The sequence below is a fragment of the Bacteroidales bacterium genome (genome assembly GCA_012519055.1).
Taxonomy (GTDB): Bacteria; Bacteroidota; Bacteroidia; order Bacteroidales; family Salinivirgaceae; genus JAAYQU01.
Window position 1 is genome coordinate 28,643 of the sequence record JAAYQU010000045.1, and the last position, 14,689, is coordinate 43,331.

Below are 14,689 nucleotides of genomic sequence, written 5' to 3' on the forward strand. Positions count from 1 at the left end.
TATTTTTATTCTTTTTTAATACGTTCTGCTCTTTCCCATTTTACGTTTGTATTACCTTTAATAAAACGCCATAACCCCACAAACTGTGCAATATTTGCCATTGTAAAATAATATGGGATGAATATAAATTTGTTTTTTAGATTCAAATGCTGTACAAAATATCCAATAATGCTAAAAAGATAAAACAACCCCTGGAGAATTAATAGAGTGATAATAAGTGTATTGTTTGGATATATCACAGCTAATGCAATATTGTAAGGAATTAATATTGCTATTATCAATGGAGTTGTCAACCAACGCATTAGCTTGTGAGAAATAAATTGAAAAGCCACAACTGGATATTTAAAAATATTTATCAGCCATGGATTTCTGAAAAGAACCTGAAAACAGCCTGCTGATATCCTATATTTTCTTTTCATCTCTTCTTTAACACTTACCGAACCATATTCTGAAGCTATTGCACGAGGCTCATACTTTATTTTGTATCCCTTTTTAACTATTGAGAGTGTTATTAAGAAATCATCTAAAATGGTATCATTAGGTATCTCTTCGTATAATTCACGTCTAATTGCAAACAGTTCACCAGCAGCTCCTACAGCTGTATATAATTCACTATCAATTTTTTTTAAAAAACTTTCAAATTTCCAATAAAATCCTTCACCGGCTGGCGCTGCGCTATCTTTTTCATCAGATATAACCCTCTTTTCGCCTGAAACACAACCTACTTTTGGATTTGCAAAGGCATTAGATATATGTTTCAGGGAATCGCTGTTTAAGTATGTATTAGCATCGCAAAAAACCACAATTTCGCTATCTGATTGTAATACACCTCTATGCATTGCATGTATTTTCCCCCTTCTTTCATTCAAATGCATATGAATGAATTCCTTGTGTGCAGAGACGATTTCGGGAGTTTTATCGTCTGAGCCATCGGTGACAAAAATTACTTTGAATTTATCTTTCGGATAATCGAGTTCTTTTGTGTTTTTAATTTTTTCGTTTATAAAAAGTTCTTCGTTATAGGCTGCAATTAGTAGCGTAATTGTTTTGTATTCTGTCGAATTATCGTAGTTGAAATTAGGCGAAAACAATCTCTTTATGCAGACTAAAACGTAACCTATGACAGTATATATGACATAGGGATAGGCTGCAATCAGTATTAAAACAATGAATATCTTAATGCTCATTATTTTTTCTCTTTTCTAACATCTGTTTATAAAACTTCAATAACCCTTGCATTATTTTAACGCTGTCGAAATGTTTTTCAACATGTAATCTGGCATTTTCTGCATACATTTTACATTTTTCGGGTTCCCTTAAAAGTTCAATTATTCCGTTGGCAAACTCATGTTCATCATGTGCTAATGTCATATGGATTTTGTTCACAACTTTAATCCCTTCTGCGCTGACATATGTTGAAACTATTGGTTTTCTCAAAGCCATTGTTTCAATTAGTTTAACTCTCATGCCGGAACCTGTTAACAAAGGAGAGATCATTATGTTGTATTTAAGACAAAACTCTTTTGCATCTTCGACCTGTCCGTGAAAAACAACATTTTTTCTGTTTAATTTGTGCTCAAATTTTTCCGGAGCATTTCTTCCGGCAATATGTAGTTCTATATCAGGATATTCTTTTAATACCAAGTGCCAGACTTTGTCCAAAAACCATATTATCCCCTCTTGATTTGGAAACCAGTCTAATGCACCAATAAAAAATAGAGTATTATGCTTTGGAGAGGGTAAATTTTCGGGAATATCAAAATTCGACAATATAACACCTGTCGGAGCTACGTATGTAGCATTTTTATTTCCCAAAAAATCAAGAATATGACTGTCTCGTTCAGTAACGGGAACTAATATGTCAAACTTATGTAAAGATCTATTTTCTAAACGTTGCATTCTAGCCGACAATACACGATTGTACATACGTTTTAATCCCGGATTTTGATTTCGAACAGTACGTTTCCATATCTCTTGTTCTACATTGTGAGCATGGAAAGCGATCAATGCATCAGAACTTTTTCTAATGGTTGAAATATAAGGATATAAATACAAGCCCTCTAACTGAACAATATCGAACTTCTCTTGGCTAAGTATCTGTTTCAATTTATTGCGATATGTGTTTGATATAAAGCGTTTGGCATTATATGGCATATTTGAAAATAGTAGATTTAAAAACATTTCAGGTGGCTTGATTCTGGTATCAACATAACAGGTGTGCCATTTGATATTTTTGGTAAGTTCTTCCGGCATATCTTCAACTTTGAAATTATGTTTGTGTGTATTCATTGCCAACACAGTAACATTATTTCCCTCCTTGCTATACACCTTAATCATATTCAATGTCGAAATTGTACCCCCATCTGTAGGAGGATAAGGCATTTTATTTGTTAAAAATAGAATATTCATTTCTATAAAGTTTTTACAACATTTGTTGAATGTATATTGATAATCAGATACTTATTTTGTATTAATTGTTATTTCTTTTTTTTGTCAACGTTTTTTATTTTGTATAACCTAATTCTCTTTACTACAAAATGATACGGAGTAGCAAAAAGTTTTATGTAAGGATCAATATTAATAATTACACGATCTTTTAATGCACGTGAAGTTAGAAAAATACCTAAAGGAACAAAAACAATTGTTGATAACCACATACCCAACCATACAGCGATTTGGCTTTGTTCAGCCGATTTTTTTCCAAGCATTCCTAATATGTAGTAGGAGATAAATAAAATTACACTTACAACAACAGGCATGCCTATTCCTCCTTTTCTGATAATTGCCCCTAAAGGTGCTCCAATAAAAAACAACACAATGCATGCCAATGATAGAGTAAATTTATTATGCCATTCAGCTTCATGCTTAATTTTCCAAATTTGTCGGCTTTTTAATGCTCCGTTTTCACTTTGTATGTACGATTGAGTGTTTCTGGCAAATGTTAGAGCAGAACTAATTGTTGTCTTTTGCATTGAGAGACCAAAAGAGTTCAATAGACTGTCCGTGGAGAGTTTTGTTTCCGGAAAAGCCACTTTAATGCTATCATTATGAGGATTACTTAAACGTCTGAAAAAATTAGTTGTTATTAAGTTATCTTTGAGATAAGATATTTGTTCGGATATTTTCATTTGCATAGTATCAATTGTAAGCGAAAGATCTTTTGTTCCTAGAGTTTTATAATGACTCTTAAAAAGATTTTCGTCGGATCTCTTAAACCCAAAACCTGTAATATCAAAAACAATCTTTTGTTCTTCGAATGTATGTCGTCTGTACGGGAAACTTTCCCTTTGTGATTGGTTTTTTACCTGCTCATCTTCATACATCGCTCCATTAAACAGGTGAAGTATAATGTATTGATGTTCATTTACATAATACATCATACCCTTTTCTGCAATGGTAACGCTTGTGTTTCCACGACCTGCTGAATGGTCATATATTAAAAGATCGTATAACATTTTTGTTTCCCTATCGCGTCTTTCAACTTTTATCGAGTATCCGGGCAATTCATTATAAAAGGTACCGGTAGGTATAATAATTTCTGGAGGCTTATTGGATATATCGTACAGCAATGACCTCATTTTTAAATTACTACGTGGAACAGTATAATTAGCAAAATAAAATGCAAATATTGATATAAGAATAGTTAAAACCATAATTGGTTGCATAATTCTAATTAGCGATACACCAGCTGATTTTATTGCCATTAGTTCATTGTGCTCTGCTAAATTACCAAAAACCATTATTGAAGCTAATAAAACAGCAAGGGGTAAAGCCATGGGAACTAATGATGAACTGGCATACATCAAAATTTCAAGAATTACGCCCATAGAAAGCCCCTTACCAACAAAATCTTCTACATAACGCCATAGAAATTGCATAAGTAGCACAAATAGCGATATCAGGAAAGATGCTATTAATGGTCCAATAAAATTTTTTAAAACTAATATGTGGAGTTTTTTCAATCGCAAAATCGTTTGTTAACTGCAAAATTAACGATTTTTACTTATAAGTAGTGTTGTAAAATTGGTATTATGCCCCTATTAAACGTATTAAATCGTTTATTTGAGTGTCCCACAATATCTTAGCATCCTCAATTTCATCTGGTGAAGCAAAGTCAGTTACGGTCAAATGAACATCTCCAGTTAAATCATCTTGAAATACTTGAAATTCAAAATAGTAATCATTTTCGCTTTCGTTGGCTTTATTATCAATCCATTTAAAACGAATATAATCGGGTTCTTTTACACTCAGTAATCTGGCTTTTTGTGAATGTTTACCCCAATGGAATGTAAATATATCATCTTTTAAAGTAACGTTGTCTGCAAACCACTCCGATAATCCTAAAGGACAGCTTAAACGATTAAATAATATTTTAACTGATGAGTTTAAAATATAATCTATGCTAAATTGCTCTTTTATTATTGATGTCTTCATATGACTAATATTTAACTTGTATTCACATAGCAACAGCGAAGCCTTAAATGATATAATTAATTGTCTTACAAGGTAGAAACTATTTTATTATAATCCTAATTATTTAACTCATATTTTACTAACAATGGCTACGTTAATTTAGTTCAAACCGTCAGAAACTTTTGTAGTGTAGGACATCAATAATATAATTTATTAATAATTATTTTTTATTTTATTAAGTTTGCAGCATGATAAGAATTGATCTAGATTTATAATATTTTGGATATGATTTTGCGTTTTGACGTGTTGCTTTAGTTATTATTAAAAAAGCAGAAATTATATGTAAGGTATTAGATATTAGTCTAATATAGGATGAATTTATAGATATATGGATATAAAAATAGGCGATACTGTACGTTATTTGAATGATGTAGGGGGAGGTAAAGTAGCTTCGATTTTACCCGATAATCGTGTTATGGTTATTGATGATTCGGGTTTTGAAATTCCTATGTTTCGCAAAGAGTTAGTTGTTGTTGATAGTGACGACTCAAAACCGAAAAGTGTAACTATTTCAACAAAAAAAGAGGTTGAAACGCCTGAAAACTATCATAATGAGTTGATATTCTTCCCTCAAGGAACCAATCTAAGTGGAAACAATACACCGAAAGCATATATTGCCATTGTTCCACAAAATGAGCAGGCAAGCAAGTCAGATATTTTAAATGTACATATTGTAAATGACTGCAATTACCATCTGTTTGTGTCTGTATATGAATCAAATAAGCTGTCGAACAAATTTGTAAATACGCAAATAATTGCCCCAAATAAAAACAGTTTTATCTATGCAATTGATAAAAACAAATACTCATACGATACTATTGAAATAACGGTCAACCTTAGCTTTTACTCCAAAGGCAGTATTCCGTCAATAAAACCATGGCAGTCGAAAGTAGAGATTGAAACATCTGTTTTTACAAATAATATAATGTTTAAAAGAAACAGTTTTTTTGATATACCAGCAGTTATGTACCGTTTAGTTGACACCGATAGTAGTACGGCGGAGTTCAAAAAAGCATTGGAAACACTCACAAAAGAGAATAGTGTTGTTGTGTCAGATAAAATTTTGCTTGACACAACACCTGCTAAAAAAACGAAAAAGGAGAAGCCGAAAGAGAATTTTCTAAAAGAGGTGGACTTGCATATTCAGTCTCTTGTTGAAAGCACAGCAGGGCTTACACCAAAAGAGATGTTAGATATCCAAATGAGGCAGTTTAAAGTAGAGTTTGAAAATGCTTTGGCAGAAAGATATAAGCGTGTTGTATTTATTCACGGGCTGGGAAATGGAACATTAAAGAACGAAATACGTAGAACATTAGACAGAGAGTATAAGAAATATGAATATCATGATGCTTCATTTAAGGAGTATGGTTTTGGAGCAACCATGGTAATTTTGTCGAAATAATCAGCTGGCCGTTCTGTCGCTGTGGCATGACCACAGAGGAAAGTCCGGGCAACATAGGGCACCGAGCTTCCTAACAGGAAGATATCCGCAAGGGTATATGTAGCAGAAGAAAATAACCGCCATGCATTGTGTGGCAAGGGTGAGAAGGTGTGGTAAGAGCACACCGGCGTATCTGGTGACAGTGCGACCGTGCGAATCTCGGGTTGAAAGACCATGTATATCGGCGTTTGAGGGCTGCCCGCCCAATGTCGAGGGGTAGGTCGATAGAGCCATCAAGTGATTGATGGTCGAGATAAATGACAGAGAGCAATATTTGCTACAAAACCCGGCTTACAGGTTGGCTGAAAATAAAAAAGGGACTTGTTTTTTAACGCAAGTCCCTTTTTGTTTTGTATAAGAATGTGCTTATAAACCGTAAATCCACAAAAGATTGCTGTAATAGCCCCATCCTGATGCGTTGTTCTCAATTGCTGAGGCTACTTTGCGCTTTCCCATTGGAGGTACAAAACCATAGGCTAACCGCAAAAATTAAAAACCTTTTTATTGCACTTAAGATTACAACTGTTTGATTTATTTAACAAACCTCGTGCCGAACTTTATACAAAACAAAAACCTATAAACCAAGGGGAACAATTTCAGAAACACTAGACCCTTTGGGTGAATACAGTTTAAGGTAACGTGCTTTAACTGGCTTTACCGGTATCCTTGGCTCATAATTTTTGCTTGATGGATCTGTTGTGTAAATTTCGATTGAAAACACAGAACTACTTTGCCCCCAAGAGCCAAGTACATGCGTGAGTTTGGCGTAATTGGTGCCATCAATAGACCAATCAAGATAAACATCTCGATTAGCAACTGCTCCAACGGTAATTCCATTTATTTGTTTAACGCTTCCCAGGTCGATGATAAAAAATGTTGCATCGCTACTCCAGCTTACAACGCTATTGGTGCCAGTGTATTCACCATCTGTTAGTACCGTAAAGTTCCCTTTAAAATCACCATGATAGGCAGTAACAGTAGCATGAAGTTTATTTAAAACGGTTGTGTTTCCGAGAGGTTCATGCTGTTTTGCCTGACCCGATGGTGCAGCAGTGGCTTTCTGTGGCTCTTTAGGCTTTTCTGCTGCTTTTTGAGGTTCGGCAGCCTTTGGCTGTTCTAGTGTTTTGGGCTTAGACCCGGGAAACAACCAACTCCAATCAAAATTTTTGGATGTTCCATGGGATGCCCAACTCCGGGCGACCTCTTTTCCTGCCTGAATTTTCATCTTCTCAATATCAACGCTATCGTCGTATCTCTTCATTTTGAAGTTCCATGCGCTCCCACCTTCAGCCTCAACTGCCGAGGTAATGGTAGCAACAAGTTGCTGAGCCTCATCATAGCAACCCATATCCGGTGTAATCTTTCCTAGATGCTCCTCAACCTTGGAGAGCTCCTTACCTGCCCACGCCGCTCTAGCCGCCGAAAGTTGCTGGTTACATTGCTGGTTTGCATACTCCTGATATATATCAAGGGATATTCGCATGCACTTATCGTAACACTCACGGCTTACATCGGGCACATTGAATAGTGTTGCCAAAGCCTCATCGTACTGTTTTTGGCCAGCCAGGGCTTGAGCGGAGGAAATAATCACATCGCATTTTGAATTGTAATACTCAATAATTTTTGTTTTACCCTCTTCAAGTAATGCTTTAAGTTGCGGATTTTGCGGGGCAACGCGATTAATAGCTGCCGTGTATGCTTTAGTCTCGTTGTCGCCAACTCCCTTAACTTCCAACATGGTGGACGCAAATACTGTTTGTGCTACTACGTCTGCTATATAGACAGTAATGTTAAGTGTAATAGCTGTTTTTGGCGGTGCAGTTGGAGTGATATCTTTAGTTAAAATATCTGCATTTGCTGTAATAACAAATCGTGGATTTGTTGCCGAGCCGGAAAGACCGTTTCTTGTAACGACATTACTTAATTTGTTTGTCAACAGCTTACGTGCATTGTCCGGAATGTGTTTTAACTCATCAGGAACTATTGGAGTAAGCGAAATACGAGCCAAATCGTCAGATTTTCCGAGCTGATTTTGCCCTTTTGTGTATGTCGTTGATACTGCCAAAAGTATAGCCAGAATAAATATTGATTTTTTCATTTTGTTGTATTTTTTCAGTTTAAATAGATTTTATTTTTCGCCTACAATTAGCCATGCTTCACCTAATCCGCGCATATATAGTTTGGATTCTATATTGTACGGATCATTTCTTAAATGTTTTTGTAAATCACGCAACCAGCCTCTTGCGTCAACAGCGCGTCCTTTTTCATTCATCATAGGTATGCGCACCTGTTCAAACTGCATGAAGTTTTCTGTGGCATCTTGCAGACTAAAACGTCCTTGTACACTGTTATCGGCAAACCAGTCTTCAATTATTTCAGTAAGCTCGTCGCCATCATACTCCTCTTCCAAATCAAATCCAACACCGTCGAACATTTGAATTCTAACTTTTATTTCGCGACCGTTCGCAAAAGCGTCTTCAAAAAATGACATTAAACGACCGTTGAACTCGTCCATATATGCCAGCACAGCCTCTTCCAATAGTAGTTCTACTTGAACTGCTGTCGAAGGTTTTCCTGTTCCTGAAGCACTTGCAATGTTTTTTGAGGTGTAGGCATCTAATCCGTTGAGTATAAAAGTAATATAGTTTCTTGGTCCTTGTGTTTTTTTCTCGAATGACAAATCCATTATAATATCAGATTTGGCAGTTCTTTTCAACGCGTCAATGGGCGATTCTGCAACTGCCGTACCAGAAGTTTTACTACTCATCATCGCCAATTCGGCTCCCTGAGTGGCAAGGTTTTTTAGCTCTTGTTCAAGATCTTTTAACGGGAAGCCTCTGTCGCTCATAATTCCACTCATTTTAGAAATTACGAGTTTAAGGTCCATATCGTTTTGTAAGGCTGCTTGATAGTCTGGTAAGGTAACTTTGGTTCCCATGTTATCAAACTCCATTGTGTATCCGCGTGAAATACAATATTGATCAGATGGCACAACCATAATAGTCGGTTTTCTTGCCTGACCAAAAAGTGATGTTGTTACAAATAAAGCTGCAATAAGTGTGAATAAATTTTTCATATTATTATAATTTTTCGGTTCAAGGTCATATGTTACATATGACAAATAATCTACTATATACTATTTTTAAAATCCTGTTGTAAGACTTCTGATTACACCTTTTTCTTCAAGGTATTTTCTAAGTGCTGTATGATTAATTGAAACGGCAACCCCAACTTTATAGCCTTTTTTCATTTTAATTTTATCTGCTTCTCTTGGTTCCCCGTCTCCACTCAAATTTACATATTGTAAATACTTTCCTCCATCTTTAAAGAATTCATCAAAAAATTCCTGGTGTTTTGTTTCAGCATCAACCTCTGTAGTTAAGGCAGGGGTAGGAGATGCGCCTCTGCCTGCAGGAATACCTTTGAATATAGCTGCAGAAATAGCATTTCTTTTTGCTTCAAATACAGCGTCGTTTACTTTTTTACCATATCCCCAAACTTTGAAAAGTTTTGTGCCATCATTTCCAACGCCAAGTGTTTCTATCTCAACGTTATATTTGCTGCCGTAATATGCTTTTCGCTCTTTACGACTTTGTGCATTTGTGCTTACAACAATTGCTAATAATAGAATAAATGTAATTTGAATTTTTTTTGTCATAGCTTCATAATTTTTAGGTTAAGTATCGTTGATAAATATCTTTAATAGTAAAATTAAAACCCTTCGTCTAATCTGCGAGCTATGTTGTTGTCTTCTAAATATTTACGCAGATTGTCAAACTCAATGGCAACCGATGCTCCAACTTTATATCTTTTGCCAACTTTTAGTCTATCGCTACCAGAAGGCATACCTACGTTTTTAGAAACAACATACTGCGCCCATTTTCCGTCTGGTTTAAAAAACTCGTCGAAAAACTCTTTATGTTCAAATTCAGCATTAGGGTCGGTAACAATAGGTCCTACTTTACCCGAGCCTCCACCAGCAGGAAATCCCTGGAAAATTGCTGTGGAAACAGCAGCACGTTTTGCATACATAAACGCAGATTCCGGGTTTTTTGAATATGCCCACGATTTAATCATTTTTGTGCCATCTTTACCAACGCTGATAATTTCAGCCTCAGCATTTAGGTTATGTCCATATGGTATTACAACCTCTTTTGTTGCTGTACAACCAATTAGTCCGTATGCTAAAAAAGCAACAACTGCAAACTGTAAAAATTTTTTCATTTGTATAATCTGTTTGACAATATTAATTATAAAAGATAAATATTCCTAGTCTATCTGTGCGCATTAACAATTTGTTAATATAGTAACACTTTACTTTATTTAACTTGACGCAGCAACATTCCCGCCTTTATATTTTTGCTTCCCTTGAATATTGTGGCATTTAATTTTCCTTCTGTATTATTTGCTTTGTCCTCAATATCACTTACATCCTCACCAGTATCATTTATATTTTCCCCGATATCATCTGCGTTTTCCTTAGCATTGTTTTTTACTTCTTCAGTATCATTTGTTCTTTTTTCAACATCAATTCCAATATCTGCTTCTGATAGTGCATATCTATTGTCCCAAATGTTTTTACCGTCAACTCTAACTTGTCCTACTTTAACGTATTTAGTGCGTCCCGTTTTAATATCGTATGTCATTTCTAATACATCAAACCTGTCTCCTCCGCTAAGACCCTCTTTTAATCCAATTTTAGCTGTTATTGGATTTGTTGATACAATAGGTGTTTTGGTTTTAAACACATCATATGATTTTTGTAGTTGTGCATATGTTTTGTCTATGTTTCTAATTGTTGCGACCTCTATGATCTCTTCTTTTGATTTTCCTGCAGAAAAAAGGACTAATGATTTTGATTTTTCGTAACCAACAAATTTTAGGTTGAAAATATCGGCATTGTCAAATAAGTATTTTCTCTCTTCGCTGCTATTTGATTTGTCCATCCACATGTTTTCGTAAAAATTGTTGGCTATTTCATCGTCCCATTCAAGTTGAAATAAAAATGAAATCGTCCAAACGGAATATCCGTCTTTGGTTGACTCGTATACACCATCTGCAGCTGCTTTCGCTAATGATTGCAAGAACTCTTCTTTTATTCTTTTTTCTGCTACACTATACGCAATATCTCTAACGGCACGTGCAATAGGTTCGTTTTTTACGAAACGCATTCTGTTTATTATGACGAAAGTGTTTTTAATAAGCTCTTCTCCAGCATCTTGCAACATTGCCATACCCCTTACTGAACCACTTGCAAGTTGTACCTGCATTGCAGAAGCATCGTATGAACCACGTTCGTGAATTAAATCCATATCGAACGTCCCATCATCTTGTCTGTTAAACCACTTGGCAACCATGCCTTTTGCAATTTCGTTCTCTTTTAAAAACCTTTCAGAAGCTTTAATGTAGGCATCATCTATTCTACGAGATTTTTTTTCATCATTCTCGTCACCAAGTTGTTGTAGATTATCAGATGAAATTCCTGCGTAATCATTAAACTTAAAACTTGATATTTCTAATCTGTGGTCATTATATTTATCAGGGAAAGGTGCCTTTGAATATGCATCCATTACATATTTATTAAGTTCCCAATCTTCCTCCTCTTGGAAAACAGGATCTATTCCCAGTAAGATGGTATAAAGTGAACTACGACGGTAAACATGTTCGGGGGTATCTTCATTTAAAGTTCCAATGTTATTTATAGTGACTTCGTGTTTTTTTGCAAACAATTCAGTTTCTGACGTAATAGTATGAGAACTTATATTATTGTATGCATAGCAGTTTACGTTATTAAGGGGTTGTTCGTGTGAACCAGCCGATTGTTTTTGAGCTATAATCGGCATACTTATTAATAGTGCAAAATAGATTGATAAGGCTTTTTTCATATATCTATATTTTTTGGTTTAAGGTTATACAGAATTTACATGTTTTATAGTCACGTTTTTGTGTGTTGAGTTTGCGCTGTAGTGTCCGTTTCATATGTGATTTTAGTACATTTTCGTTAAACGGGAATAGTTGTATTTTACTATGTGGAAACCTTTTTTACAAATTTAGCCATAAAATTTTAAAAACTTATTGATTTATAGGAAAATTTCCATAACATATTTGGCACAATAGCTATGAATAATTTTCTACTAAGTGTTTTGTTGTGGTATATGAAGTTTTGAATCAGTGAAAGAACATCTGAGTAAAATCGTTCTAACAATTGGTATTATAATATCTTTTTAAAATATTTAGACTGTTATGTTACAATAAAGTTAAAGATTCTTAGTTTTGTAAGCTGAATAGAATAAAATTCACTAATAACATAAATGTTTCGATATTTTAAGTTAAGCTTTTTTTTATTGATTTTTACAAATCAACTATTTGCTCAAAAAGCAGTTATAATAGGTCGTATTTTGGATCAAGATAAATATCCTGTTGATATGGTTTCAGTGGCATGCAAAGAGACCCAACAGGGAACAATATCAAACTCACTTGGTAGATACGAAATTGAGGTGCCTGCTAACATTCCAATAACTCTGGTTCATAGCCGTATAGGATTTGAGGAGACGACGGTTAACCTAACTTTGTCAGAAGGCGAACGTCTGAAATTAGAAGTCTCAATGCGACAAACTGCCCATAATATTGATGAGGTAATGGTAATTGATGAGAGGTTCAGACACTCTACAACGCAATATATTAATCCTAAGTTATTAAAACAGATGCCGAGTTTGTCGAACCCCACGATGAGTATTATTAAATCGTTGCCCGGTGTTTCAACAAATAACGAGCTAAGTAGTCAGTATTCGGTTAGGGGAGGAAATTACGATGAAAACTTGATATATGTCAATGGAATAGAGATTTATAAGCCCTTTTTGGTTCGTAGCGGACAGCAGGAGGGGATGAACTTTGTAAATAGCGATATGATTGAAAATCTATCGTTTAGCAGCGGAGGTTTTGAAGCTAAATTTGGTGACAAAATGTCTTCGGTGCTTGATATTGAATACAGAAAGCCATCAGAAACGAAGGCACGTGCAGAAATAGGACTGCTTGGTGGCTCAGCTCTGTTTGAAGGAACAGCACTTAAAAATAGTTTTTCGCACATTTCAAGTGTTAGATTAAAGCAAACCAAATTACTGCTTAAAGGACTAGAAACTCAGGGTAATTATGATCCCTTGTTTTTTGATTTTCAAACACTATTGACCTATAACTTTAATGAGTATTTAGAACTAAGTTTTTTGGGATATGTTTCCGACAATAGATATAGGTTTAAGCCTACTTATCGTGAGACAACCCTCGGAATGGTAAATGATGCAAAGCGTTTTACAGCATATTTTGATGGACAGGAGATCGACAGATTTTTTACAACTCAAGGAGCTTTGTCATTACGTTATAATCCTTCTGAAGGCAATGATTGGAAGCTCTCTTTATCATCATTTTATAGTTCGGAAAGTGAAACGTTTGATATTCAAGGGCAATACTGGTTAAATGAAATTGATGCACAATTGGGTAGCACTACATTGGGCGATAGCATTGGTTCGCTTGCTGTTGGAACGTACTTAGACCATGCACGCAACTATCTCGAAGCAGTAGTATCAACAGCCACGTTAGCACACAAATATCGTATTGAGAATCATGTTATACAGTGGGGGCTATCAGGTCGTTACGATGATATCAGTGACAAAATTAGTGAATGGATGATGTTAGATTCCGCTGGCTATAGTATTCCTTATTACGGCTTTAATGATACATTGGTTGAGCTTTACGAAACACGAAAATTCTCAAATAGCTCGAATAGTTATAGGATGGGGGCTTTCATTCAAGATACATGGAAGTTTGATTTCAATAGTGTCGATATGTTTATTACCGCAGGGTTACGATATCATTATTGGAGTTTTAATAAAGAATCACTTTTTTCCCCACGTGGAAGTATTGCAGTTAAGCCTAATTGGGAAAAAGACTGGCTTTTTAGATTAAGCACAGGACTATATTATCAACCACCATTTTACAAAGAGTGTATAATGCCGAATGGCGACCTAAACAGAGAAATAAAATCACAAAAATCAGCGCAAATTGTTGCAGCTGCCGATTATAATTTTACGCTTTGGAACCGCCGTTTTAAACTTGTTTTGGAGCAGTACTACAAACATTTAACTGATTTGATACCGTATCATGTTGATAATGTCAGAATTATATACGACGGGAGAAATCATTCAAATGGATACGCTTATGGCTTTGATTTTAAATTAACTGGCGAATTTGTAAAAGGTGTAGATAGCTGGTTGTCGTTAAGTCTCATGAAAACAGAGGAAGACCTCACAGATGATATATATATACGACAAATAAATGGTGTATATGATACTACTTACCCAGGTTTTATCCCACGTCCAACAGATCAACGGTTTACGGCAAACCTTTTTTTTCAAGATTATTGGCCAGGAAATCCTTCAATAAAAGTTCACCTAAATGCAGTTTTTAATACAGGGCTTCCCATTGGAATTCCTGATGCTCCAAGGCATTTTTCAAAATACAGGTATCCAGGATATAAACGAATTGACATGGGTATTTCAAAAGAGATTTTACGTCATAACGATTCAAAAAGAATAATGAAATACATAGAAAGTATATGGATTGGACTTGATGTATTTAACATTTTCGATTTACAAAACACGATTTCATATACGTGGATAACCGATGTTAGAAACAGACAACATGCAATTCCTAATTATTTAACAGGTCGTCTTTTTAATCTTAAAATCAACGCTACATTTTAACCTGTGTTTATTTTCGATA

11 protein-coding genes and 1 other RNA gene are annotated in these 14,689 nt (G+C 35.1%); 3 read left to right on the forward strand and 9 right to left on the reverse strand.

Features of this window, described 5'->3' with window-relative positions; genetic code table 11:
• Positions 1–5: 5 nt before the first annotated feature.
• The 4 genes from GX311_08240 to GX311_08255 all read right to left on the reverse strand — a co-directional run bounded on the left by GX311_08240 (position 6) and on the right by GX311_08255 (position 4,434).
• Positions 6–1,187: a glycosyltransferase family 2 protein gene (locus GX311_08240; GenBank protein ID NLK16371.1), complete on the reverse strand. Its 1,182-nt coding sequence runs from the start codon at positions 1,185–1,187 to the stop codon at positions 6–8.
• Complete coding sequence (locus GX311_08245) at positions 1,177–2,409, reverse strand: glycosyltransferase (protein ID NLK16372.1); 1,233 nt, start codon at positions 2,407–2,409, stop codon at positions 1,177–1,179. Before GX311_08245 ends, GX311_08240 begins: the two co-directional genes overlap by 11 nt.
• Positions 2,410–2,477: 68 nt before the next feature.
• A complete protein-coding gene (locus GX311_08250; protein NLK16373.1) occupies positions 2,478–3,962 on the reverse strand; it encodes a YjgP/YjgQ family permease in 1,485 nt (494 codons plus the stop codon).
• Between the two features lie 67 nt (positions 3,963–4,029).
• Complete coding sequence (locus GX311_08255; protein NLK16374.1) at positions 4,030–4,434, reverse strand: hypothetical protein; 405 nt, start codon at positions 4,432–4,434, stop codon at positions 4,030–4,032.
• Positions 4,435–4,801: 367 nt separating this feature from the next.
• On the opposite strand from GX311_08255, the gene GX311_08260 reads away from it, so the two are divergent.
• Both GX311_08260 and rnpB read left to right on the forward strand, forming a co-directional pair.
• On the forward strand, positions 4,802–5,875 hold the full coding sequence (locus GX311_08260; protein NLK16375.1) for a DUF2027 domain-containing protein: 1,074 nt from the start codon (positions 4,802–4,804) through the stop codon (positions 5,873–5,875).
• Positions 5,876–6,224: RNase P RNA component class A (rnpB, locus tag GX311_08265), an RNA gene on the forward strand.
• 264 nt (positions 6,225–6,488) lie between these two features.
• On the opposite strand, the gene GX311_08270 is transcribed toward rnpB, so the two are convergent.
• The 5 genes from GX311_08270 to GX311_08290 form a co-directional block, all read right to left on the reverse strand.
• Positions 6,489–8,012 carry a hypothetical protein gene (locus GX311_08270; GenBank protein ID NLK16376.1) on the reverse strand — a complete coding sequence of 508 codons (1,524 nt, stop codon included), beginning with the start codon at positions 8,010–8,012 and terminating at the stop codon, positions 6,489–6,491.
• 30 nt (positions 8,013–8,042) lie between these two features.
• Positions 8,043–8,990 carry a hypothetical protein gene (locus tag GX311_08275; GenBank protein NLK16377.1) on the reverse strand — a complete coding sequence of 316 codons (948 nt, stop codon included), beginning with the start codon at positions 8,988–8,990 and terminating at the stop codon, positions 8,043–8,045.
• A gap of 66 nt (positions 8,991–9,056) precedes the next feature.
• Positions 9,057–9,572 carry a hypothetical protein gene (locus tag GX311_08280; GenBank protein ID NLK16378.1) on the reverse strand — a complete coding sequence of 172 codons (516 nt, stop codon included), beginning with the start codon at positions 9,570–9,572 and terminating at the stop codon, positions 9,057–9,059.
• A gap of 53 nt (positions 9,573–9,625) precedes the next feature.
• Positions 9,626–10,138 carry a hypothetical protein gene (locus GX311_08285; protein NLK16379.1) on the reverse strand — a complete coding sequence of 171 codons (513 nt, stop codon included), beginning with the start codon at positions 10,136–10,138 and terminating at the stop codon, positions 9,626–9,628.
• Positions 10,139–10,233: 95 nt separating this feature from the next.
• Complete coding sequence (locus tag GX311_08290; protein ID NLK16380.1) at positions 10,234–11,799, reverse strand: hypothetical protein; 1,566 nt, start codon at positions 11,797–11,799, stop codon at positions 10,234–10,236.
• 459 nt (positions 11,800–12,258) lie between these two features.
• Here GX311_08290 and GX311_08295 point away from each other — a divergent pair, with 459 nt between their 5' ends.
• On the forward strand, positions 12,259–14,670 hold the full coding sequence (locus GX311_08295) for a TonB-dependent receptor (protein NLK16381.1): 2,412 nt from the start codon (positions 12,259–12,261) through the stop codon (positions 14,668–14,670).
• The last annotated feature ends 19 nt before the right edge of the window (positions 14,671–14,689 follow it).